Annotated in this window: 17 protein-coding genes and 1 pseudogene; 16 read left to right on the forward strand and 2 right to left on the reverse strand. The window is 43.5% G+C overall.

Features of this window, described 5'->3' with window-relative positions; translation table 11 throughout:
- Window positions 1-72: 72 nt before the first annotated feature.
- The 16 genes and pseudogenes from comA (at window position 73) to purB (ending at window position 18,892) form a co-directional block, all read left to right on the forward strand.
- Window positions 73-2,226 carry a peptide cleavage/export ABC transporter ComA gene (gene comA, locus HT719_RS07325; RefSeq protein ID WP_138699534.1) on the forward strand — a complete coding sequence of 718 codons (2,154 nt, stop codon included), beginning with the start codon at window positions 73-75 and terminating at the stop codon, window positions 2,224-2,226.
- A gap of 12 nt (window positions 2,227-2,238) precedes the next feature.
- Entirely contained in the window at window positions 2,239-3,588 is a 1,350-nt protein-coding gene (comB, locus tag HT719_RS07330) for a competence pheromone export protein ComB (protein ID WP_172928718.1), read from the forward strand.
- Between the two features lie 169 nt (window positions 3,589-3,757).
- Window positions 3,758-4,465: a phosphoribosylaminoimidazolesuccinocarboxamide synthase gene (gene purC / locus HT719_RS07335; protein ID WP_172928719.1), complete on the forward strand. Its 708-nt coding sequence runs from the start codon at window positions 3,758-3,760 to the stop codon at window positions 4,463-4,465.
- 1 nt (window position 4,466) lies between these two features.
- Window positions 4,467-4,609, forward strand: a pseudogene (locus HT719_RS12045) (phosphoribosylaminoimidazolesuccinocarboxamide synthase).
- A 56-nt stretch (window positions 4,610-4,665) separates the two neighbouring features.
- Complete coding sequence (locus HT719_RS07340; RefSeq protein WP_172928721.1) at window positions 4,666-8,391, forward strand: phosphoribosylformylglycinamidine synthase; 3,726 nt, start codon at window positions 4,666-4,668, stop codon at window positions 8,389-8,391.
- Window positions 8,392-8,484: 93 nt separating this feature from the next.
- Window positions 8,485-9,927: an amidophosphoribosyltransferase gene (gene purF, locus HT719_RS07345; protein WP_172928722.1), complete on the forward strand. Its 1,443-nt coding sequence runs from the start codon at window positions 8,485-8,487 to the stop codon at window positions 9,925-9,927.
- A gap of 217 nt (window positions 9,928-10,144) precedes the next feature.
- Window positions 10,145-11,167, forward strand: a complete 1,023-nt coding sequence (gene purM / locus HT719_RS07350; protein WP_023935458.1) for a phosphoribosylformylglycinamidine cyclo-ligase — start codon at window positions 10,145-10,147, stop codon at window positions 11,165-11,167.
- Window positions 11,164-11,718 (forward strand): phosphoribosylglycinamide formyltransferase, encoded by a 555-nt coding sequence (gene purN / locus HT719_RS07355; RefSeq protein ID WP_002256676.1) that lies wholly within the window; start codon window positions 11,164-11,166, stop codon window positions 11,716-11,718. The genes purM and purN overlap by 4 nt, the downstream gene beginning before the upstream one ends.
- Before the next feature lie 2 nt (window positions 11,719-11,720).
- Window positions 11,721-12,089, forward strand: a complete 369-nt coding sequence (locus HT719_RS07360; RefSeq protein ID WP_002224354.1) for a hypothetical protein — start codon at window positions 11,721-11,723, stop codon at window positions 12,087-12,089.
- A gap of 43 nt (window positions 12,090-12,132) precedes the next feature.
- Window positions 12,133-12,597 carry a GNAT family N-acetyltransferase gene (locus tag HT719_RS07365; protein WP_050261349.1) on the forward strand — a complete coding sequence of 155 codons (465 nt, stop codon included), beginning with the start codon at window positions 12,133-12,135 and terminating at the stop codon, window positions 12,595-12,597.
- Between the two features lies 1 nt (window position 12,598).
- Window positions 12,599-14,146 (forward strand): bifunctional phosphoribosylaminoimidazolecarboxamide formyltransferase/IMP cyclohydrolase, encoded by a 1,548-nt coding sequence (gene purH, locus HT719_RS07370; protein WP_000161907.1) that lies wholly within the window; start codon window positions 12,599-12,601, stop codon window positions 14,144-14,146.
- Window positions 14,147-14,267: 121 nt separating this feature from the next.
- On the forward strand, window positions 14,268-15,530 hold the full coding sequence (purD, locus tag HT719_RS07375) for a phosphoribosylamine--glycine ligase (RefSeq protein ID WP_172928724.1): 1,263 nt from the start codon (window positions 14,268-14,270) through the stop codon (window positions 15,528-15,530).
- A 193-nt stretch (window positions 15,531-15,723) separates the two neighbouring features.
- Window positions 15,724-16,215: a 5-(carboxyamino)imidazole ribonucleotide mutase gene (purE, locus tag HT719_RS07380; RefSeq protein ID WP_000165491.1), complete on the forward strand. Its 492-nt coding sequence runs from the start codon at window positions 15,724-15,726 to the stop codon at window positions 16,213-16,215.
- Window positions 16,202-17,293 (forward strand): 5-(carboxyamino)imidazole ribonucleotide synthase, encoded by a 1,092-nt coding sequence (gene purK, locus HT719_RS07385; protein WP_023935450.1) that lies wholly within the window; start codon window positions 16,202-16,204, stop codon window positions 17,291-17,293. Before purE ends, purK begins: the two co-directional genes overlap by 14 nt.
- Window positions 17,294-17,302: 9 nt before the next feature.
- Window positions 17,303-17,530, forward strand: a complete 228-nt coding sequence (locus HT719_RS07390; protein WP_023935448.1) for a hypothetical protein — start codon at window positions 17,303-17,305, stop codon at window positions 17,528-17,530.
- A 63-nt stretch (window positions 17,531-17,593) separates the two neighbouring features.
- Window positions 17,594-18,892: an adenylosuccinate lyase gene (purB, locus tag HT719_RS07395; protein ID WP_100104650.1), complete on the forward strand. Its 1,299-nt coding sequence runs from the start codon at window positions 17,594-17,596 to the stop codon at window positions 18,890-18,892.
- Between the two features lie 54 nt (window positions 18,893-18,946).
- Here purB and strH read toward each other — a convergent pair whose 3' ends face one another.
- Window positions 18,947-22,900 carry an LPXTG-anchored beta-N-acetylhexosaminidase StrH gene (strH, locus tag HT719_RS07400; RefSeq protein WP_172928726.1) on the reverse strand — a complete coding sequence of 1,318 codons (3,954 nt, stop codon included), beginning with the start codon at window positions 22,898-22,900 and terminating at the stop codon, window positions 18,947-18,949.
- Between the two features lie 312 nt (window positions 22,901-23,212).
- The gene (locus HT719_RS07405) at window positions 23,213-23,929 is read right to left on the reverse strand and encodes a GntR family transcriptional regulator (RefSeq protein ID WP_001007202.1); all 717 of its coding nucleotides are present in this window, start codon (window positions 23,927-23,929) and stop codon (window positions 23,213-23,215) included.
- Between the last annotated feature and the right edge of the window lie 231 nt (window positions 23,930-24,160).

Below are 24,160 nucleotides of genomic sequence, written 5' to 3' on the forward strand. Positions count from 1 at the left end.
TTGAGCAGCCTGCGGCTAGTTTCCTAGTTTGCTCTTTGATTTTCATTGAGTATTAGGAAAAAGGAGATGAAGATGAAATTTGGGAAACGTCACTATCGTCCGCAGGTGGATCAGATGGACTGCGGTGTAGCCTCATTAGCTATGGTTTTTGGCTACTATGGTAGTTATTATTCTTTGGCTCACTTGCGAGAATTGGCTAAGACGACTATGGATGGGACGACGGCTTTGGGCTTGGTCAAGGTGGCAGAGGAAATTGGTTTTGAGACGCGAGCCATTAAGGCGGATATGACGCTCTTTGACTTGCCAGATTTGACTTTTCCTTTTGTTGCCCATGTTCTTAAGGAAGGAAAATTGCTCCACTACTATGTGGTGACTGGGCAGGATAAGGATAGCATTCATATTGCCGATCCAGATCCTGGGGTGAAATTGACCAAACTGCCACGTGAGCGTTTTGCGGAAGAATGGACAGGAGTGACTCTGTTTATGGCACCTAGTCCAGACTACAAGCCTCATAAGGATCAAAAGAATGGTCTGCTCTCTTTTATCCCTATATTAGTGAAGCAGCGTGGCTTGATTGCCAATATCGTTTTGGCAACACTCTTGGTAACCTTGATTAACATTGTGGGTTCTTATTATCTGCAGTCTATCATTGATACCTATGTGCCAGATCAGATGCGTTCGACGCTTGGGATTATTTCTATTGGGCTGGTTATCGTCTATATTCTCCAGCAGATTTTGTCTTACGCTCAGGAGTATCTCTTACTTGTTTTGGGGCAACGCTTGTCGATTGATGTGATTTTGTCCTATATCAAGCATGTTTTTCACTTGCCCATGTCCTTCTTTGCGACACGCAGAACAGGGGAAATCGTGTCTCGTTTTACAGATGCCAATAGTATTATTGATGCGCTGGCTTCGACCATCCTTTCGATTTTCCTAGATGTGTCAACGGTTGTCATTATTTCCCTTGTTTTATTTTCACAAAATACCAATCTCTTTTTCATGACCTTATTGGCGCTGCCTATCTACACAGTGATTATCTTTGCCTTTATGAAGCCGTTTGAAAAGATGAATCGGGACACCATGGAAGCCAATGCGGTTCTGTCTTCTTCTATCATTGAGGACATCAACGGTATTGAGACTATCAAGTCTTTGACCAGTGAAAGTCAGCGTTACCAAAAGATTGACAAAGAATTTGTGGATTATCTGAAGAAATCCTTTACCTATAGTCGGGCAGAGAGTCAGCAAAAGGCTCTGAAAAAAGTTGCCCATCTCTTGCTCAATGTCGGCATTCTCTGGATGGGGGCTGTTCTGGTCATGGATGGCAAGATGAGTTTGGGGCAGTTGATTACCTATAATACCTTGCTGGTTTACTTTACCAATCCTTTGGAAAATATCATCAATCTGCAAACCAAGCTTCAGACAGCGCAGGTTGCCAATAACCGTCTAAATGAAGTGTATCTAGTAGCTTCTGAGTTTGAGGAGAAGAAAACAGTTGAGGATTTGAGCTTGATGAAGGGAGATATGACCTTCAAGCAGGTTCATTACAAGTATGGCTATGGTCGAGACGTCTTGTCGGATATCAATTTAACCGTTCCCCAAGGGTCTAAGGTGGCTTTTGTGGGGATTTCAGGGTCAGGTAAGACGACTTTGGCCAAGATGATGGTTAATTTTTACGACCCAAGTCAAGGGGAGATTAGTCTGGGTGGTGTCAATCTCAATCAGATTGATAAAAAAGCCCTGCGCCAGTACATCAACTATCTGCCTCAACAGCCCTATGTCTTTAACGGAACGATTTTGGAGAATCTTCTTTTGGGAGCCAAGGAGGGGACGACACAGGAAGATATCTTACGGGCGGTCGAATTGGCAGAGATTCGAGAGGATATCGAGCGCATGCCACTGAATTATCAGACAGAATTGACTTCGGATGGGGCAGGGATTTCAGGTGGTCAACGTCAGAGAATCGCTTTGGCGCGTGCTCTCTTGACAGATGCGCCGGTCTTGATTTTGGATGAGGCGACTAGCAGTTTGGATATTTTGACAGAGAAGCGGATTGTCGATAATCTCATTGCTTTGGACAAGACCTTGATTTTCATTGCTCACCGCTTGACTATTGCTGAGCGGACAGAGAAGGTGGTTGTCTTGGATCAGGGCAAGATTGTCGAAGAAGGAAAGCATGCTGATTTGCTTGCACAGGGAGGCTTTTACGCCCATTTGGTCAATAGCTAGAAAGAGGAGAGGATGAAACCAGAATTTTTAGAAAGTGCGGAGTTTTATAATCGTCGTTACCATAATTTTTCCAGTCGAGTGATTGTCCCCATGTCGCTTCTGCTCGTGTTTTTACTTGGCTTTGCAACTGTTGCAGAGAAAGAGATGAGTTTATCCACTAGAGCGACTGTCGAACCTAGTCGTATCCTTGCAAATATCCAGTCAACTAGCAATAATCGCATTCTTGTCAATCATTTGGAAGAAAATAAGCTGGTTAAGAAGGGAGAACTGTTGGTTCAATATCAAGAAGGGGCAGAGGGTGTCCAAGCGGAGGCCTATGCCAGTCAGTTGGACATGCTCAAGGATCAAAAAAAGCAATTGGAGTATTTGCAAAAGAGCCTGCAAGAAGGGGAGAACCACTTTCCAGAGGAGGATAAGTTTGGCTACCAAGCCACCTTTCGCGACTACCTCAGCCAAGCAGGCAGTCTTAGGGCTAGTACATCGCAACAAAATGAGACCATCGCGTCCCAGAATGCAGCAGCTAGTCAAACCCAAGCCGAAATCGGCAACCTCATCAGCCAAACAGAGGCTAAAATTCGCGATTACCAGACAGCTAAGTCAGCTATTGAAACAGGTGCTTCCTTGGCCAGTCAGAATCTAGCCTACTCTCTCTACCAGTCCTACAAGTCTCAGGTCGAGGAAAATCCGCAAGCTAAGGCCCAGGCTGTTGCGCAGGTTGAAGCACAGCTTTCTCAGTTAGAATCTAGTCTTGCTACTTACCGTGTTCAGTATGCAGGTTCAGGTACCCAGCAAGCCTATGCGTCTGGTTTAAGTAGTCAATTAGAGTCCCTTAAATCCCAACATTTGGCTAAGGTTGGTCAGGAATTGACCCTTCTAGACCAGAAAATCTTGGAGGTGGAGTCAGGTAAGAAGGTACAGGGAAATCTTTTAGACAAGGAGAAAATTACGGCGAGTGAGGATGGGGTGCTTCATCTTAATCCTGAGACCAGTGATTCTAGCATGGTAGCAGAAGGTGCCCTACTAGCCCAACTCTATCCGTCCTTGGAAAAAGAAGGGAAAGCCAAACTAACAGCTTATCTCAGTTCAAAGGATGTAGCAAGGATCAAGGTCGGTGATTCTGTTCGCTATACTACGACTCATGATGCCAAGAATCAAATTTTCCTAGATTCTACTATTACAAGTATTGATGCGACAGCTACTAAGACTGAGAAAGGGAATTTCTTTAAAATTGAGGCGGAAACTGATCTAACTTCTGATCAGGCTGAAAAACTTAGGTACGGGGTGGAAGGCCGTCTACAGATGATTACAGGTAAGAAAAGTTACCTGCGTTATTATTTGGATCAATTTTTGAACAAAGAGTAATGTTCGTGTTTTTAGAGTTAAATGATTTTAAAACTGTGAGAAAGATTCTTCTTGCAGTTTTTTTCTTTATGATTTTTGAGATACTACCTTATTTATTCGGTTAAATTCTTGTAATTTTAGGTTTTTTATGGTAGAATGTGCTCAAGTAATACGAAAGGCGAACTTTAAAATGTCAAAACAATTAATCTATTCGGGAAAAGCTAAAGATATCTATACAACTGAGGATGAAAATCTTATTATTTCAACTTACAAGGACCAGGCGACTGCTTTCAATGGTGTCAAGAAGGAGCAGATTGCAGGTAAGGGAGTGTTGAATAATCAGATCTCATCTTTTATTTTTGAGAAATTAAATGCGGCTGGTGTGGCGACTCACTTTGTGGAGAAGCTTTCAGACACAGAACAACTCAATAAAAAGGTTAAGATTATTCCTTTGGAAGTCGTGCTCCGCAACTCTACTGCTGGTTCCTTTTCAAAACGTTTTGGTGTGGATGAGGGAATCGTCTTGGAGACTCCGATTGTCGAATTTTACTATAAAAATGATGATTTGGATGATCCATTTATCAATGATGAGCATGTAAAATTCCTACAGATTGCGGATGACCAGCAGATTTCCTACTTGAAGGAAGAAACTCGTCGAATTAATGAACTTTTGAAAGCCTGGTTTGCTGAGATTGGCCTCAAGTTGATTGACTTTAAGCTAGAGTTCGGTTTTGATAAGGATGGCAAGATTATCTTAGCAGACGAATTTTCACCAGATAACTGCCGCTTGTGGGATGCGGATGGCAACCACATGGATAAGGATGTTTTCCGTAGAGGACTAGGTGAATTAACCGATGTTTATGAGATTGTTTGGGAAAAGTTGCAAGGTTTGAAATAATCTGTTTGCAACGGAAAACCTTCGTCTCTCAACTAAAAGGACTCAGGCTGAAAAGGTCCCCCAGACCTTTTCACTCCGTAGAGGATTGGGAGAACTAACCACGTTTATGAGATTGTTTGGGAAAAGTTGCAGGAATTGAAATAACAACCTCAAGGCTGTTTGGGAACATTGCAAGAGCTGAAATAAAGGAATAAGGATTGATGGATAAACGTATTTTTGTTGAAAAAAAGGCTGATTTTCAGGTCAAATCAGAGAGTTTGGTTAGAGAACTCCAGCACAACTTGGGACTTTCAAGCTTGAAAAGTATTCGCATCGTGCAAGTTTATGATGTCTTTAACTTGGCTGAGAACTTGTTTGCGCCTGCAGAGAAACACATTTTCTCTGAGCAGGTGACAGACCATATCTTGGATGAAGCTGCTGTACAGGCGGATCTTGCTAACTATGCTTTCTTTGCCATTGAAAGCCTGCCAGGGCAGTTTGACCAGCGTGCAGCTTCTTCGCAAGAAGCCTTGCTTTTGCTGGGAAGTTCGAGTGATGTAACGGTCAATACAGCACAATTGTATTTGGTCAATAAGGATATTGATGCGACTGAGTTGGAAGCGGTCAAGAACTACTTGCTCAACCCAGTTGATTCTCGTTTCAAGGACATCACGACAGGGATTGCCAAGCAGGAATTTTCTGAGTCAGACAAGACCATTCCTAAATTGACTTTCTTTGAAAGCTATAGGGCAGAAGACTTTGCCCGCTACAAGGCCGAGCAAGGGATGGCCATGGAAGTGGATGATTTGCTCTTTATCCAAGACTACTTTAAGTCAATCGGGCGCGTGCCGACGGAAACAGAACTCAAGGTTTTGGACACTTACTGGTCTGACCACTGCCGTCATACGACTTTTGAGACAGAGTTGAAACACATCGACTTTTCAGCTTCTAAATTTCAAAAGCAATTGCAGTCAACCTATGACAAGTATATTGCCATGCGCGAGGAATTAGGTCGGTCTGAAAAACCACAAACCTTGATGGATATGGCGACTATTTTCGGTCGTTATGAGCGTGCTAATGGACGATTGGATGATATGGAAGTCTCTGACGAAATCAATGCCTGCTCAGTTGAAATTGAAGTGGACGTTGATGGTGTCAAGGAACCTTGGCTCCTCATGTTTAAAAACGAAACCCACAACCATCCAACAGAAATTGAGCCATTTGGTGGAGCGGCTACCTGTATCGGTGGAGCTATTCGTGATCCGTTGTCAGGCCGTTCCTATGTTTACCAAGCCATGCGTATTTCAGGTGCTGGTGATATTACAGCACCGATTTCGGAAACTCGTGCTGGGAAATTGCCACAACAAGTCATTTCTAAAACAGCAACTCATGGTTATTCTTCATATGGTAACCAGATTGGGCTTGCCACAACCTACGTTCGTGAATACTTCCACCCAGGCTTTGTAGCTAAACGTATGGAACTTGGTGCCGTTGTTGGTGCGGCTCCCAAGGGCAATGTTGTCCGTGAAAAACCTGAAGCAGGTGATGTGATCATCCTTCTCGGAGGTAAAACAGGTCGTGATGGTGTCGGTGGTGCGACGGGCTCTTCTAAGGTTCAAACAGTTGAGTCTGTAGAGACTGCTGGTGCTGAGGTTCAAAAAGGAAATGCCATCGAAGAACGCAAGATTCAGCGCCTCTTCCGTAATGGCAATGTCACTCGTCTGATCAAGAAGTCCAATGACTTTGGGGCAGGCGGTGTCTGTGTGGCTATCGGTGAATTGGCAGACGGTCTTGAAATCGACCTCAACAAGGTGCCTCTTAAATACCAGGGCTTGAATGGTACAGAAATTGCCATCTCTGAATTACAAGAACGGATGGCAGTCGTGGTTCGTCCTGAGGATGTAGATGCCTTCGTTGTTGAATGTAACAAAGAAAATATTGACGCTGTTGTGGTTGCGACAGTAACTGAAAAACCAAATCTAGTCATGCACTGGAATGGTGAAACGATTGTCGACTTGGAACGTCGTTTCCTAGATACCAACGGTGTGCGTGTCGTTGTTGATGCCAAGGTTGTGGACAAGGATGTCAAGCTTCCAGAAGAACGTCAAACATCTGCTGAAACCCTTGAAGCGGATACTCTTGAAGTCTTGGCTGACCTGAACCATGCCAGTCAAAAAGGATTGCAAACTATCTTTGACTGCTCTGTTGGACGCTCAACGGTTAATCACCCACTTGGTGGTCGTTACCAACTCACACCAACTGAGGCATCTGTGCAGAAATTACCAGTTCAACACGGTGTGACTCATACTGCGTCAGTCATGGCTCAAGGATTCAACCCATATGTAGCTGAATGGTCTCCATACCACGGTGCTGCTTATGCGGTTATCGAAGCAACTGCTCGTTTGGTGGCTGCTGGTGCAAACTGGTCTAAGGCTCGTTTCTCTTACCAAGAGTATTTCGAGCGTATGGATAAACAAGCAGAGCGTTTTGGTCAGCCAGTAGCTGCTCTCCTAGGCTCTGTCGAAGCACAAATTCAGCTTGGCTTGCCATCTATCGGTGGTAAGGACTCCATGTCTGGTACCTTTGAAGAATTGACAGTGCCACCAACCTTGGTCGCTTTTGGGGTGACGACAGCGGATAGCCGGAAGGTACTCTCTCCTGAGTTCAAGAATGTTGGTGAAAATATCTACTACATCCCAGGTCAAGCCCTTACTACAGAGATTGATTTTGACTTGATTAAGTCTAACTTTGCTCAGTTTGAAGCCATCCAAGTAACTCACAAAGTGACATCTGCATCAGCTGTCAAATATGGTGGTGTGGTTGAAAGTTTGGCTCTTGCTACCTTTGGGAACCATACCGGTGCGGAGGTAACCTTGCCTGAACTCGAAACGGCTTTGACAGCTCAATTAGGCGGCTTTGTCTTTACCTCTCCTGAAGAAATTGCTGGAGTAGAGAAAATCGGTCAAACAAGTGCAGCCTTTACACTGACTGTCAACGGTGTGAAGCTAGATGGACACAAGCTTGACAGTGCCTTCCAAGGCAAATTGGAAGAAGTTTACCCGACAGAATTTGCCCAAGCCAAAGAACTAGCTGAAGTACCAGCTGTGGCATCAGATGTTGCGATTGAAGCCAAAGAAAAGGTTGGAAAACCTGTGGTCTATATCCCAGTCTTCCCAGGAACCAACTCAGAATATGACTCAGCAAAAGCTTTTGAAAAAGAAGGTGCAGAGGTTAACTTGGTGCCATTTGTGACCTTGAATGAAGAGGCTATTGTCAAGTCAGTTGAAACTATGGTTGACAACATCAGTAAAGCTAACATTCTCTTCTTTGCAGGTGGCTTCTCAGCTGCGGACGAGCCAGATGGTTCAGCTAAGTTTATCGTCAACATCCTGCTCAATGAAAAAGTGCGTGCAACTATTGATAGTTTTATCGCTCGTGGTGGCTTGATTATCGGTATCTGTAATGGATTTCAGGCTTTGGTCAAATCAGGTCTTCTTCCATACGGGAACTTTGAAGAAGCTACTAGTACTAGCCCAACCCTCTTCTACAATGATGCCAACCAACACGTGGCCAAGATGGTGGAAACTCGGATTGCCAATATCAACTCGCCATGGTTGGCTGGGGTGCAAGTGGGCGATATCCACGCTATTCCTGTTTCGCACGGTGAAGGGAAGTTTGTCGTGACGGCTGAGGAATTCGCTGAACTCCGTGACAATGGTCAAATCTTTAGCCAATACGTAGACTTCGAAGGCAAACCAAGTATGGATTCTAAGTACAATCCAAATGGTTCTGTAAATGCTATAGAGGGAATTACTAGCAAGAACGGCCAAATTATCGGTAAGATGGGCCACTCAGAACGTTATGAGGATGGTCTTTTCCAAAATATCCCAGGCAATAAAGACCAGCACCTGTTCGCGTCAGCGGTTAAATACTTTACTGGAAAATAAGACTTGCAGATTTTCTAATAGATAGTATCAGTAATGTAAAAGTCATGTAGATTTAGCTCTTGGTGCTACACAAATAAAAATTAGGTATATAAAATGACATACGAAGTAAAATCTCTTAATGAAGAATGTGGTGTTTTCGGTATCTGGGGACATCCAGATGCTGCTAAATTGACCTATTTTGGTCTCCATAGTCTTCAGCACCGTGGTCAGGAGGGGGCAGGAATCCTCTCCAATGATCAGGGACAATTGAAGCGCCATCGTGACATGGGACTTTTATCAGAAGTCTTCAGAAATCCTGCTAATTTGGATAAATTGACGGGGACTGGTGCGATTGGGCATGTGCGTTACGCGACTGCTGGCGAAGCTTCTGTAGATAATATCCAGCCTTTCCTCTTCCGTTTTCATGATATGCAGTTTGGGTTGGCTCATAATGGAAATCTGACCAATGCAGCCTCTCTCAAGAAAGAACTGGAACAAAGAGGCGCGATTTTCAGTGCGACTTCGGACTCTGAAATCTTGGCTCACCTCATTCGTCGCAGTCACAATCCTAGTCTGATGGGCAAAATCAAGGAGGCGCTCAGCCTAGTTAAAGGTGGTTTTGCCTATATCTTGCTATTTGAAGATAAGTTGATTGCGGCTCTTGATCCCAATGGTTTCCGTCCGCTTTCTATCGGGAAAATGGCCAACGGAGCGGTGGTGGTTTCCTCTGAAACCTGTGCTTTTGAGGTTATTGGTGCTGAATGGATTCGTGATTTGAAGCCAGGTGAGATTGTGATCATTGATGACAAGGGCATCCAGTATGATAGCTATACGGATGATACTCAGTTAGCAATCTGTTCTATGGAGTATATCTATTTTGCCCGCCCTGATTCTAACATTCATGGTGTCAATGTTCATACGGCACGTAAACGTATGGGTGCCCAATTGGCACGTGAATTCAAGCATGAGGCGGATATAGTGGTCGGTGTGCCCAATTCTTCCCTCAGCGCAGCCATGGGATTTGCGGAAGAATCAGGCTTGCCAAATGAAATGGGCCTCATCAAGAACCAATACACCCAACGTACCTTTATCCAACCGACTCAAGAATTGCGGGAGCAAGGGGTGCGGATGAAATTGTCTGCAGTTTCTGGTGTTGTCAAAGGCAAGCGTGTGGTTATGATTGATGACTCTATTGTACGTGGAACAACTTCTCGTCGTATCGTTCAGCTTTTGAAAGAAGCAGGTGCGACTGAAGTTCACGTTGCTATTGGCAGTCCAGCGCTAGCTTATCCATGCTTCTACGGGATTGATATCCAGACCCGTCAGGAGCTGATTGCGGCTAATCATACGATTGAAGAAACTCGCAAAATCATTGGAGCTGACAGCCTGACTTACCTCTCTGTTGAGGGGTTGATTGATTCGATTGGGATTGAAACGGATGCGCCAAATGGTGGTCTCTGTGTCGCTTACTTTGACGGTGACTACCCAACACCTCTCTACGACTATGAAGAAGACTATCGTCGAAGTTTGGAAGAAAAGACCAGTTTTTACAAATAGATGACAGATTCTCCATTAAAGAAAAGGAATATAAAAATGACAAATAAGAATGCTTATGCTTCACGTCTCACTACTGACTAAAAGTTAAAGCATTTGTCAGTAGACGCTTTCTCCTATGGGACCAAAGCTAGAGACCTGACTAGTATTTTTAGATAAAATAATTGTTTATCTAAAAATACGTCGCAGTCTTTCCCAAAAAAAGAAAAGGAAAAATAAAATGGCAAATAAAAATGCGTACGCTCAATCTGGTGTGGATGTTGAAGCGGGTTATGAAGTTGTTGAACGGATTAAAAAGCACGTGGCTCGTACGGAGCGTGCAGGTGTCATGGGAGCTCTGGGAGGCTTTGGTGGTATGTTTGACCTTTCAAAAACAGGTGTCAAAGAACCTGTCTTGATTTCAGGAACTGATGGTGTCGGAACCAAACTCATGTTGGCTATCAAATACGACAAGCACGATACTATCGGTCAGGACTGTGTGGCCATGTGTGTCAATGATATCATCGCTGCGGGTGCGGAACCCCTCTATTTCCTTGACTACGTAGCGACAGGGAAGAATGAACCAGCTAAGCTAGAACAAGTTGTCGCTGGTGTGGCAGAAGGTTGTGTGCAGGCAGGCGCTGCCCTCATTGGTGGAGAAACGGCTGAAATGCCTGGCATGTACGGCGAAGATGACTATGACTTGGCTGGTTTTGCGGTCGGTGTGGCTGAAAAATCTCAAATCATTGACGGTTCAAAGGTGGCAGAAGGAGATATTCTTCTCGGACTTGCTTCAAGTGGGATTCACTCCAATGGTTACTCTCTTGTTCGTCGTGTCTTTGCGGATTACACAGGTGAGGAAATCTTGCCAGAATTGGAAGGCAAGCAACTCAAGGAAGTTCTTCTTGAACCGACTCGTATCTATGTCAAGGCTGTCTTACCACTCATCAAGGAAGGCTTGGTCAATGGCATTGCCCACATCACTGGTGGTGGCTTTATCGAAAATGTCTCTCGTATGTTTGCAGATGACCTAGCTGCTGAGATTGATGAAAGCAAAGTTCCAGTGCTTCCTATTTTCAAAGCTCTTGAAAAATATGGTAAAATCAAACATGAAGAAATGTTTGAAATCTTCAATATGGGTGTGGGACTTATGCTAGCAGTCAGCCCTGAAAATGTAGGTCGTGTCAAGGAATTGCTGGATGAACCAGTCTATGAAATTGGTCACATCGTCAAGAAAGAAAACGAAAGTGTCATCATCAAATGAAAAAAATAGCGGTTTTTGCCTCTGGTAATGGCTCAAATTTTCAGGTGATAGCGGAACAATTTCCAGTAGAGTTTGTCTTTTCAGACCATCGTGACGCCTATGTGCTCGAACGTGCAGACAAGCTCGGCGTTCTGTCCTATGATTTTGAACTCAAGGAGTTTGAGAGCAAGGCAGACTACGAAGCGGCCCTTGTCGAACTCTTGGAAGAACACCAGATTGACTTGGTTTGTCTAGCAGGCTACATGAAAATCGTTGGGCCAACCTTATTGGCGGCTTATGAAGGCAGGATTGTCAACATTCATCCAGCCTACCTGCCAGAATTTCCAGGAGCTCATGGGATTGAGGATGCTTGGAATGCTGGCGTTGCTGAGAGCGGCGTGACCATTCATTGGGTGGATTCAGGTGTGGATACAGGAAAGGTTATCAAACAAGTGCGTGTGCCACGGCTTGAAGGGGATACCCTAGATACTTTCGAGACTCGCATACACGAAACAGAGTACAAACTGTATCCAGAATTGTTGGATAGTTTGGGAGTGGAGAGGAAGAAATGATTATGGACCAATACTATATGGAGTTAAAGAATAAGTTATCTAACAGACCAATCCTACTGGATAATACTAATGATTTTCTTTTTGTTTTAGTAAATACAGTGAAAGCTATGATAGAAAATACTGATAAAAGTCAGCTTTCAGAGTTAGATAAAATTTTAGACGGTGTCACAAGTCAAGAATTGAAACTTGCCTATGATTTTTGTCAAGGGAAATTCGGTCAAGCAGGTTTTTCTTATCGTAGGCACCCGAATTATTTTTATTTGTCCAGTTTAATTGCGACTTTTCCAGAATTTGAGTTGTCTAAAGCAGACCGAGATTACCTCAAAGGAATCATAAATTTTGATAACTACCTTTTATATGAGTTAGATTAGTCTTTAATCACCTCAAAACCCTATTTATTCAAAAGGAGAAAAAATGATTGAGCTGAAATTAGTAGATGAGAGCAGTTTTCAGGCAGTGCTGGATTTGAAAATATCTGAAGCTGATGAACGAGCACGTTTTGTGGCTCCAAATGTACGCTCTTTAGCTGACGCATGGCTCTACCGGGAAAATGAAGATGTGTTTCCGAGGGCAATCTATTGGGATAAGCAAGTGGTTGGCTTTCTCCTGCTGGAAATAGACAAGGATGAAGCGGAATACTTTATCTGGCGGATAATGATTGGTCAGCAGTACCAAGGAAGAGGTTATGGTAGAAAAGCCTTGGAAGTTCTAATCAAAGAGGCTCAGATGGATAGAGTCTGCAGTCATATTGTTGCAGATTATGTGGTTGGAAATGAAAAAATGAAGCACCTGTTGACTAGTTTGGGTTTTCAGGAAACAGGATTTATAGAAGAAAATAACGAAGTCGCTATGCGCTTGGACTTAAAGAAAGAGGAATAGAATGACGAAAAAAGCCTTAATCAGCGTCTCAGACAAAGTGGGTATTGTTGAATTTGCCCAAGAACTTAAAAAACTCGGTTGGGACATCATCTCAACAGGTGGGACCAAGGTTGCCCTTAATAATGCTGGGGTAGATACCATTGCGATTGATGATGTGACTGGGTTCCCAGAAATGATGGATGGTCGTGTCAAGACCCTTCACCCAAATATCCACGGGGGACTTTTGGCTCGTCGTGACTTGGATAGTCACTTGGAAGCAGCTAAGGACAATCAGATTGAGTTCATCGACCTTGTTGTGGTCAACCTTTATCCATTCAAGGAAACAATCCTCAAACCGGATGTGACTTACGCTGATGCAGTTGAAAACATTGACATCGGTGGGCCATCTATGCTTCGTTCAGCAGCAAAAAATCATGCCAGTGTGACGGTTGTGGTAGACCCTGCTGACTATACAGTGGTTTTGGACGAGTTGTCAGTTAACGGCGAAACCACTTACGAAACTCGCCAACGTTTGGCAGCCAAGGTTTTCCGTCACACAGCGGCTTATGATGCCTTGATTGCAGAGTATTTCACAACTCAAGTGGGTGAAAGCAAACCTGAAAAGCTGACCTTGACTTATGACCTCAAGCAGGCCATGCGTTATGGGGAAAATCCTCAACAGGATGCAGATTTCTACCAAAAAGCCTTGCCGACTGACTACTCGATTGCATCTGCTAAACAGCTTAACGGGAAAGAATTGTCATTCAACAATATCCGTGATGCGGATGCTGCCATTCGTATCATTCGTGATTTCAAAGATCGTCCAACCGTTGTGGCTCTCAAACATATGAATCCATGTGGAATTGGTCAAGCTGACGACATCGAGACTGCTTGGGACTATGCTTATGAGTCTGACCCAGTCTCAATTTTCGGTGGAATCGTCGTTCTCAACCGTGAGTTGGATGTTGCGACAGCTGAGAAGATGCATGGTGTTTTCCTTGAAATCATCATCGCACCAAGTTATACGGATGAAGCGCTAGCTATTTTGACCAATAAAAAGAAAAACTTGCGTATCCTTGCCTTGCCATTTGATGCTCAAGAGGCTAGCGAAGTGGAAGCAGAATACACAGGTGTTGTCGGTGGACTTCTGGTACAAAACCAAGACGTGGTCAAAGAAAGCCCAGCTGACTGGCAAGTGGTGACCAAACGCCAGCCAACTGAGACAGAAGCGACTGCTCTTGAGTTTGCTTGGAAAGCTATCAAGTACGTCAAATCAAACGGTATCATCGTAACCAATGACCACATGACACTTGGTGTCGGTCCGGGTCAAACTAACCGTGTGGCTTCTGTTCGCATCGCTATTGAGCAAGCTAAAGACCGTCTTGACGGCGCTGTTCTTGCTTCGGATGCCTTCTTCCCATTTGCGGATAATGTGGAAGAAATCGCCAAAGCAGGGATCAGGGCTATCATCCAGCCGGGTGGATCCGTCCGTGACCAAGAGTCTATCGAAGCTGCTGACAAATATGGCTTGACAATGGTCTTTACAGGTGTGAGACATTTTAGACATTAAGAACGTTAAAGGGAAGAAAACAGTTTCTTTCCTTTTTTGCGTAAAAATGCGGATTGAAACAAGATTAAAACGAACGTTTGTGGTATAATATTATTAAATAATTCGCAAAAGAGGTTGAGGGATGAAGCTGTTAGTTGTCGGTTCGGGTGGTCGTGAACATGCGATTGCTAAGAAGTTGCTTGAGTCAAAAGACGTTGAAAAAGTATTTGTAGCTCCTGGGAATGACGGTATGACTCTGGATGGTCTGGAATTGGTAAATATCTCTATTTCCGAACATTCTAAATTGATTGACTTCGCAAAGGCCAACGATATTGCTTGGACCTTTATCGGTCCAGATGACGCCCTTGCGGCTGGTATCGTGGATGATTTCCATGCAGCTGGTCTCAAAGCCTTTGGTCCGACAAGATTGGCAGCGGAGCTGGAGTGGTCCAAGGATTTTGCTAAGGAAATCATGGTCAAATATGGCGTTCCGACAGCAGCCTATGGCACATTTTCAGATTTCGAGGAAGCCAAGGCTTATATCGAAAAGCAGGGGGCGCCTATCGTAGTCAAGGCGGATGGCTTGGCGCTTGGGAAGGGTGTTGTCGTTGCGGAGACGGTTGAGCAAGCAGTCGAAGCAGCTCACGAGATGCTTTTGGACAATAAATTTGGTGACTCAGGTGCGCGTGTGGTTATTGAGGAATTCCTCGACGGAGAGGAATTTTCACTTTTTGCCTTTGTCAATAGAGACAAGTTCTACATCATGCCAACAGCTCAGGACCACAAACGTGCATACGATGGCGACAAGGGACCTAACACTGGTGGGATGGGGGCCTATGCGCCAGTTCCACACTTACCACAGAGTGTAGTTGATACAGCGGCTGAGACTATTGTCAAGCCAATCCTTGAAGGGATGATCAAAGAAGGCCGTCCGTATCTTGGCATCCTCTATGCAGGGCTTATCCTGACAGCAGAAGGTCCTAAAGTCATCGAGTTCAATGCTCGCTTTGGAGATCCTGAAACACAGATTATCTTGCCTCGTTTGACATCTGACTTTGCACAAAATATTACAGATATTCTGGATAGCAAGGAGCCAAACATCACCTGGACGGATAAGGGTGTGACTCTGGGTGTGGTTGTCGCATCAAACGGCTACCCGCTAGACTATGAAAAAGGTGTCAAGTTGCCAGCCAAAACCGATGGCGACATTATCACCTATTATGCAGGGGCTAAGTTTGCAGAAAATAGCAGAGCACTGATCTCAAACGGCGGACGAGTTTATATGCTCGTTACCACAGCAGCCACCGTCAAAGAAGCCCAAGCCAGCATCTACCAAGAACTATCCCAACAAAAAATAGAAGGACTCTTCTACCGAACAGATATCGGAAGCAAGGCAATTAAGTAAAGATATAAGAATAACGCGCCGTAGTCGCCAAACACGATAATGGTCGTCGTGGTGAAAAGACCAGAACAGTGAATGTTCTGGTCAGGGGGAAACTTTGAGACCTTAGGCTCAAAGTTTAGGAATGAAACCGAAGGTTTGCTTCCGTCCCCACCACCTAAGACCATTATCAAAAAAGAAGAAAAAAGGAAAAATTATGACTAAACCAATTATTTCCATCATCATGGGCTCAAAATCCGACTGGGCAACCATGCAAAAAACAGCAGAAGTCCTAGACCGCTTCGGTGTAGCCTACGAGAAGAAGGTTGTCTCTGCCCACCGCACACCAGACCTCATGTTCAGACATGCCGAAGAAGCTCGTAGCCGTGGCATCAAGGTCATTATCGCAGGTGCAGGTGGCGCAGCCCACTTGCCAGGAATGGTAGCTGCCAAAACAACCCTTCCAGTCATTGGCGTGCCAGTCAAATCTCGTGCCCTTAGTGGCGTGGATTCACTCTATTCTATCGTTCAGATGCCGGGTGGGGTGCCTGTTGCGACAATGGCTATCGGTGAAGCTGGTGCGACAAATGCGGCTCTCTTCGCCCTCCGTCTTCTTTCAGTAGAGGATCAAGCTATCGCGACGGCTTTGGCAGATTTTGCAGAAGAACAAGGAAAAATCGCAGAGGAGTCTACCAATGAGCTCATCTAAAACAATCGGAATTATCGGTGGCGGTCAACTGGGTCAGATGATGGCCATTTCTGCTATCTACATGGGGCACAAGGTTATCGCGCTGGATCCTGCGGCGGATTGCCCGGCCTCTCGCGTGGCGGAAATCATTGTGGCACCTTATAACGATGTGGACGCCCTCCGTCAGTTGGCAGACCGTTGCGATGTCCTCACTTACGAGTTTGAAAATGTCGACGCTGACGGTTTGGATGCCGTTATCAAGGATGGACAACTCCCTCAAGGAACAGATCTGCTCCGCATTTCGCAAAATCGTATTTTTGAAAAGGACTTTTTGTCAAACAAGGCTCAAGTCACTGTGGCACCCTACAAGGTCGTGACTTCTAGCCTAGACTTGGCAGATATCGACTTGTCGAAAAACTATGTCCTCAAGACTGCGACTGGTGGCTACGATGGTCATGGACAAAAGGTTATTCGTTCAGAAGCAGACTTGGAAGCAGCCTATGCGCTAGCAGACTCAGCAGACTGCGTCTTGGAAGAATTTGTCAACTTTGACCTTGAGATTTCTGTCATCGTGTCAGGAAATGGCAAGGAGGTGACGTTTTTCCCAGTTCAGGAAAATATCCACCGCAACAATATCCTGTCTAAGACCATCGTACCAGCCCGCATTTCTGAAAGTCTAGCAGACAAGGCTAAAGCTATGGCAGTGCGAATCGCAGAACAACTCAACTTGTCTGGAACTCTCTGTGTGGAAATGTTTGCGACAGCTGATGACATCATTGTCAATGAGATTGCTCCACGACCACACAACTCAGGCCATTACTCTATTGAAGCCTGTGATTTCTCTCAGTTTGACACCCATATTCTCGGTGTTCTCGGAGCACCATTGCCAGCCATAAAACTACATGCGCCTGCCGTCATGCTTAACGTTCTCGGCCAGCATGTTGAGGTCGCTAAAAAATATGTCACAGAAAATCCAAGCGCCCATCTCCACATGTATGGTAAAATAGAAGCAAAGCATAATCGTAAGATGGGACATGTGACTTTGTTTAGTGATGTACCGGATAGTGTGGAAGAGTTTGGGGAAGGGATTGATTTTTAGGACAAGTTCATGATACAAATTATCGTTAATACATTTATTGAAAAGGATAAGACTGGAGCAGTTGTCGAAGTCTTGTATGCCAGTGCTGACCAAGATAAGGTACAAGCTAAATATGAAGAACTAGCTGCACAATACCCCGAAAATTATTTAGCTATCTATGATGTACCGCTGGATACGGATTTGAATATACTAGATCATTACCCGTCTGTGTTTATTGGAAAAGAGGAGTTTGAGTAGAAATCTTGGTTTACCTAGATAGCTTATTCCCAACAGCTTAAGAAGAAAGGAAAAATGAACAACATGATCAACCGTTACTCTCGCCCTGAGATGGCGAATATTTGGAGCGAAGAAAATAAATACCGTGCTTGGCTTGAAGTGGAAATCTTGGCTGATGAGGCATGGGCTGAGTTGGGGGAAATCCCTAAGGAAGATGTGGCTTTGATTCGTGAGAAAGCGGATTTTGACATTGACCGTATTTTGGAAATTGAGCAGGAGACGCGCCACGATGTGGTGGCTTTCACGCGTGCGGTTTCTGAGACTCTTGGTGAAGAGCGCAAGTGGGTTCACTATGGCTTGACTTCTACTGACGTGGTGGACACGGCCTATGGTTACCTCTACAAGCAGGCCAACGACATCATCCGTCGTGACCTTGAAAACTTCACTAATATCATCGCTGACAAGGCCAAGGAGCACAAGTTCACCATCATGATGGGGCGTACTCATGGTGTGCACGCTGAGCCGACAACTTTTGGTCTTAAATTGGCAACTTGGTATAGCGAAATGAAACGCAATATCGAGCGTTTCGAGCATGCGGCTGCTGGTGTAGAAGCTGGTAAGATTTCTGGTGCGGTTGGGAACTTTGCCAATATCCCACCATTTGTAGAGGAGTATGTCTGCAACAAGCTTGGTATCCGTGCTCAAGAAATCTCTACACAAGTCCTTCCTCGTGACCTTCACGCTGAGTACTTTGCAGTTCTTGCCAGCATTGCGACTTCAATCGAACGTATGGCGACTGAGATTCGTGGTTTGCAAAAATCTGAACAACGCGAAGTGGAAGAATTCTTTGCTAAAGGGCAAAAAGGTTCATCTGCAATGCCTCACAAACGCAACCCAATCGGTTCTGAAAACATGACAGGTTTGGCGCGTGTTATCCGTGGTCACATGATTACGGCTTATGAGAATGTCGCTCTCTGGCATGAACGTGACATTTCCCACTCATCAGCTGAGCGTATCATTACACCAGATACGACCATTTTGATTGACTACATGCTCAACCGTTTTGGAAATATCGTCAAGAACTTGACAGTTTTCCCAGAAAATATGATCCGCAACATGAACTCGACTTTTGGTCTTATCTTTAGCCAACGGGCTATGTTGACATTGATTGAAAAAGGCATGACCCGTGAGCAAGCCTATGACTTGGTGCAACCAAAAACAGCCTACTCTTGGGACAACCAAGTAGACTTTAAACCACTTCTTGAGGCAGATTCAGAAGTAACATCACGTCTCACACAAGAAGAAATCGATGAAATCTTCAACCCAGTTTATTACACCAAACGAGTGGATGATATCTTTGAACGTCTTGGACTAGGTGATTAATTAAAAAATAAACAGCGAGCTTCAATCTCGCTGTTTATTTTTTATCGAAAAGACTTAGTCTTCTTTTCTTTTAGTGAGTCCATAAGCTGCTAGTGTGGCCATGAGTCCTGCGACTACTAGTCCTGCAGAATCGTGAGTTCCTGTTTCAGGAAGTTTTTTCTCTGTTACCACAGGAGCTGGATCTTGAGGAAGAGCTTTGCTTTCCTCAGCAGGAGCAGTTGATGGAGCTGGTTGGCTTGGGATTTCTAGTTTTGGTTTTTCTTCAGCAATAGCGGCTTGTCCGTTTTCATCGCCTACATGTGTTACCATAGTTCCGACTTCGACTATTTGAGTAACGGCTTCCTGTGCTACGACACTATTTACAAGTGTTTTCACTTCCTTACCATCGGCAGAAGTGCTCACAGAGTAGAAGTTGCTACGATGTCCATTGACGCCCTTAGTAATGACTTGTGTTTTTCCTTTGAGTAAGAGTGGATTTTCACGAGTCACTGTGGTAAATGGAATTTCTTCTTCTTGGATATCCAGTCTAGGTTTTACCTCAGTAGTTGGTGCAAGACCACTTTCATCACCCTTGTGAGTTACAGGAGAGCCAACTTCAACCACTTGGTTTATAACTTCTTTGGTTACCTGGCTATCAAGGACTGTTTCTGTTGTTTTTCCATTTTCAGTGAGTACAGAGATGTAATGAGTTCGTTCACCTTTGACTCCTGCTGTGATAATATTTTCCTGACCAGCTGGGAGGTTAGGATTTTCTTTCTTGATAACTTCAAATGGAATTTCTTCAGTTCTTGTGATGAGTTCTGGTCTGGTTTCAACATTGGCAGCCACTTCATTTTCATCTAGGCTTCCTGAATGAGTTGCAGCTGGTTTGAGGCCTTGAAGAGCGGCTTTTAGGTTGGCTACAAGTGTGTCAAGCTCAGCTTGTTTATTACGGTTGAGGCTGTAATTTAGAGCTGTTTTAGCTGCGTCAAGGGCCTCAAGACTTTCTTTACTATATCCTTCTAAGTTTGTAGGAATTTTAGCTAATTCTTCGCGGAGAGCATTATAATTAGCACGGAAGTAGTCTTTGTTGTGGTCTGCAAAGGCAGTCATGAGTTCAAAGATTTCCTCTTCCTTGTACTCAGCGCTTGGTCTATCTGCCCAGATTGAAAGCATACTTCCGACTGTTGGAAGATCTACTTCAGGATATTTGGTAGAAGCTAGTTGATTGAATGGAACTTTTCCAGAATTTTCAACTGCTTTTGAAAGAGGGTAAGCTTCATCTTGTTTGTGATTGCCTATAACATAATACCAGTCACCGTTGGTATTCAAGAATTTATAGCCTTTGCTTGCTAGGTATTGAGGTGATGCGAGGTTGTATCCCCACCAACCTTTAGACCAGTAAGAAATCAAGACATCTTTGTCAAACTGAACATCGTCCTTGTCTTCATAGTAGAAGCCATCGTTGAAGGCCATTGGTTGAAGCCCTCTTTCTTTGGCCATAGCTGCGAGGGTGTTGGCATATTCGGCAAATTTGCCATAGAGTTGATACCACTTGAGGTAGTACCAGCCTTGGGCACTAGTCGCATCGTTGGCGTATTCGTCAGTACCAAAGTTGAAAATCTTTGTTTTACCTGCAAAGAAGTCCATGTATTTACCGATGAGGGCTTTTACAAAGTTCATCGCTTCTTCGTTTTTCAAGTCCATAGTTGTTTTTGAAACTTTATCAAAGTGGGCTTGAGGATTTTTAATACCTAATTTTTCCATGGCAACCAGCATAGCATCCATGTGACCTGGACTGTTAATAGCTGGGATGAGACCGATGTCCTTAGATTTAGCGTATTCAATTAGCTCTGTCACTTCTGCCTGTGTTAGTGCAGTACCGTTTGGATCGTCGTAGTAAGCTTTAGTTCCTTCGGTAATAGCTTTTTTAACGTCATTACTAGCATAGGTTTTTCCGTTGGCAGTAATGGTCATATCATCGAGTAGAAAGCGAAGTCCGTCATTTCCTAGAAGGAGATGGACATCAGAATATCCGAGCTCACTGGCCTTGTCTACGATGCGTTTGAGCTGGTCCAGAGTAAAGTATTTGCGTCCAGCATCGATTGAGATTACCTTGTTTTTGGCAAGTTTTTCAACCTCACGTTTAGCTTCTTCTTCTTTTTGAGCTTCAGGCGTGAGGGTCAAGTTGTTGACAGTTTCTTGAAGTTTAGCAATGGCTTGATCAATCGTATCTTGTTGGGCACGGCTAAGGTTGCTATCGAGAGAGCGAATAGCTTTTTCAGCTTTTTTTACGGCCGCGACGCTTTCTGCAGTATAACGGTTCAGGTCTTTTGGTACCTCGTTAAGTGCTTGCTCTGCAGATTCATAATCAGCTGCGAAGTATTCAGCGTTGGCATTTGCAAAATGACGCATGAGTTTGAAGAGGTGTGATGGTGAATAACGTGCAGATGGAGTGTCAGCCCAAGCAGCTACCATACCACCGATGATTGGGATATCAGCTCCTTCTGTTTTTGGTACAGAAGTGATTGGTGTGTTTTTAATACCATTGAGCCCCTGATCGAGATTGTACCAGCCTTGGCCATCAGCGTTTCGTCCAAGAACGTAGTACCAAGCATCATTGGTATTAAGGATTTGGTGACCTTTTTCAGCTAGTAGTTTAGAAGAAGCGACATCGTAGCCCCCCCAACCACCAGTCCACATAGAAACGATGATGTCTTTGTCAAAACTACCAAAGCTTGTATCTCCATTGTAGTAGATACCGTCGTTAAAGGCCATTGGTTTGAGACCGTGAGATTTTACAATACGAGCGAGATCATTAGCGTAAGAGATGAATTTTTCATATCCTTTTTCAGGGTAACCTTCATTTGGATAATATTTATCAGCTTGAAGCACACTCCAACCTTTAGCATCTGTCGCATCATTAGCATATTCATCTAGTCCAATATTGAAAATTTCAGATTTGTTAGAGAAGTAGTTAGCGTATTTGTCAATCAGAGTTTTTGTGAAATCGACTGCTTGTTTATTATTTAAGTCAACAGTTCGTTCCGATTTTTTACCAAAATAATCAAAGTTAGGATTCTCAATGCCAAGTTCTTTCATAGCATGGAGCATAGCATCCATATGTCCAGGACTATTGACAGTTGGAATTACTCCAATTCCTTTATCTTTCGCATAATTAATCAAATCTGTCATCTGACTTTCAGTGAGATGGTTACCATTTGGATCATCGTAATAGGCATTTGTTCCATTTTCAATGGCGCGTTTGACATCATCATTAGAGTAGGTTTTATCGCCCACTTTCATAGACATATCATCCAACATGAAACGGAGGCCATCGTTACCTACCAAGAGATGAAGATCTGTGTAACCATATTCTTTAGCTTTGTCGATAATTTCTTTGAGTTGCTCAGGTGAGAAATATTTACGTCCGGCATCAATTGAAACGATTTTTCGTTTAGCTAATTTTTCATTTTCAGTTGTAGCACGTTCCTTTCCTGCCTCTGTTGCTGGTTTGTCAGCCTCAGCTTTCGTTTCATCTTTTTTAGCTGATTTTTCCTTGTCAGCTTCTGACTTATCAGTCTTGTCTGTATCCGACTCTTTAGAATTAGCCTCTTTCTGCTCTTCCTTTTTAGGGCTAGCTTCTTCTGCCTTTTTATTAGCAGTTTCTTTTTCAGCAGAAGTTGGAGTTACCACTTCTGCTTTATCACTAGGAGTTGAACTAACTTCCTCTTGTGGTTTTTCTTCTGTTTTTGGAAGACTAGCTACCTTATCAGTAGCTGGAGTTTCTGTTTCTACAGTTTTTGGAGCCTCTGGTTGAAGCTCTGCTTTAGGTGTTTCCTCAGTCCGATTTTCGGATGATTGAGGGGAATCAGAAACCGTATGGATGGTCGGTTGGTTTTCTGTAGTAGTAGGAGTAACTCCATCGGCTGCAACAGTCTGTGCTTGGAAGGCAAATCCAATTAGAACAGAAGCTGCTCCTACAGCGTATTTACGAATAGAAAAACGCTGTTGTTTTTCATGTTTCATTGCAAAACCTCCTGATTGCATTGTTATATTGATAGCGATTATATAAATCAACGCCCTTATTTTATTTCTTATATTAACGAGAGTCAAGAGGAGATGACAAAAACTATAATAAGTATAAAAAAATATAAAATTTAAACTTAAGATTTCAGATTGGTCGGAAAAAATGCATATATATCTAGTATAATTTTTGGTTCTATTTCTATAAAATATTCCACAAATTATAGAATCTTCCAAAAATAGGTAAGCGCTACCTTTTTGGTGTGGTATAATAAGCATAGAAAAAGCCCGAGCGATTAGGCTCAGGCTTTCTTCTTAGTGATCACGGTCACATGAGATGAATTTAATCTTGTAGTAATCAGATCGTTTGTAAGTTTCACTGTATTCTAAAACTTGGCCAGTTGATTCGAGTTTGGTGATTTTAGTTTGTAGGACAGTAGGGAATTGTTCATCGACTCCGAGGACTGAAGCCGCATGTTCTGGAGTTGGAAAGACTATTTCGTTGATTTCTTCAAAGTGTTCATCATTCATGTGAATGTGGTAGTCTAACTTGAAACGATTATAGATAGAACTATAGTATTCAAGGTTTGGATAATTTGCGTTGATATATTGTTCTGGGATGTAGGATGTATGGTAGATATAAACGACACCGTTTGATTCGCGGATACGTTCAATCTTGTAGTAGAATTGATCGCCACGTAGACCCAATTTTTCCAAGTAAACGAGCTTGTTTCCGCGTTCAATTGAAAGAACAGTTACCTTATCATCTTTAGCATTAAAGAGTTCAATATCTGAAAACTCTACAAGCTTGTGTTTGCGTGCACGTGAAACGAAGGTTCCTTTTCCTTGTTGGCGGACAATATAGCCATCTTTAGCAAGGTCGTTTAAGGCGCGGACAACTGTGATAGAGCTGACATCGTACATTGAAATGAGTTCTGCTTCAGTGTAAAATTTATCTCCACTGCTAAACTGCCCAGAGATGATTTTATTTTTTAATTCGTCTTTTATGTATTGATATTTGGGAATTGCCATATTTTTACCTCTATTTTCCTTCTCCATAGAAAATTTTACCATAAAAGCGAAAAAAATAGTAGTCTTTTGAATAAAAAATTAGAATAATAGTTTGAAAAATTAAGCGATATAGGGATTGCTCATATTTTATCAATGTATTCTATACAAAATTATTTTAGGTCCTATATTCCGAATTTAAAGAGCGTTTGAAATGGGTCTAAAAATGTTTGAAACTAATTGAATGTGTGTATA

Source organism: Streptococcus sp. k-378 (assembly GCF_013277505.1).
In the GTDB taxonomy this organism is placed as follows: domain Bacteria; phylum Bacillota; class Bacilli; order Lactobacillales; family Streptococcaceae; genus Streptococcus; species Streptococcus pseudopneumoniae.

Coding starts and splice junctions, on each gene's coding strand:
- comA (WP_138699534.1), top strand. CDS start 73: ATGAAATTTGGGAAACGTCACTATCGTCCGCAGGTGGATCAGATGGAC.
- comB (WP_172928718.1), top strand. CDS start 2,239: ATGAAACCAGAATTTTTAGAAAGTGCGGAGTTTTATAATCGTCGTTAC.
- purC (WP_172928719.1), top strand. CDS start 3,758: ATGTCAAAACAATTAATCTATTCGGGAAAAGCTAAAGATATCTATACA.
- HT719_RS07340 (WP_172928721.1), top strand. CDS start 4,666: ATGGATAAACGTATTTTTGTTGAAAAAAAGGCTGATTTTCAGGTCAAA.
- purF (WP_172928722.1), top strand. CDS start 8,485: ATGACATACGAAGTAAAATCTCTTAATGAAGAATGTGGTGTTTTCGGT.
- purM (WP_023935458.1), top strand. CDS start 10,145: ATGGCAAATAAAAATGCGTACGCTCAATCTGGTGTGGATGTTGAAGCG.
- purN (WP_002256676.1), top strand. CDS start 11,164: ATGAAAAAAATAGCGGTTTTTGCCTCTGGTAATGGCTCAAATTTTCAG.
- HT719_RS07360 (WP_002224354.1), top strand. CDS start 11,721: ATGGACCAATACTATATGGAGTTAAAGAATAAGTTATCTAACAGACCA.
- HT719_RS07365 (WP_050261349.1), top strand. CDS start 12,133: ATGATTGAGCTGAAATTAGTAGATGAGAGCAGTTTTCAGGCAGTGCTG.
- purH (WP_000161907.1), top strand. CDS start 12,599: ATGACGAAAAAAGCCTTAATCAGCGTCTCAGACAAAGTGGGTATTGTT.
- purD (WP_172928724.1), top strand. CDS start 14,268: ATGAAGCTGTTAGTTGTCGGTTCGGGTGGTCGTGAACATGCGATTGCT.
- purE (WP_000165491.1), top strand. CDS start 15,724: ATGACTAAACCAATTATTTCCATCATCATGGGCTCAAAATCCGACTGG.
- purK (WP_023935450.1), top strand. CDS start 16,202: ATGAGCTCATCTAAAACAATCGGAATTATCGGTGGCGGTCAACTGGGT.
- HT719_RS07390 (WP_023935448.1), top strand. CDS start 17,303: ATGATACAAATTATCGTTAATACATTTATTGAAAAGGATAAGACTGGA.
- purB (WP_100104650.1), top strand. CDS start 17,594: ATGATCAACCGTTACTCTCGCCCTGAGATGGCGAATATTTGGAGCGAA.
- strH (WP_172928726.1), bottom strand. CDS start 22,900: ATGAAACATGAAAAACAACAGCGTTTTTCTATTCGTAAATACGCTGTA.
- HT719_RS07405 (WP_001007202.1), bottom strand. CDS start 23,929: ATGGCAATTCCCAAATATCAATACATAAAAGACGAATTAAAAAATAAA.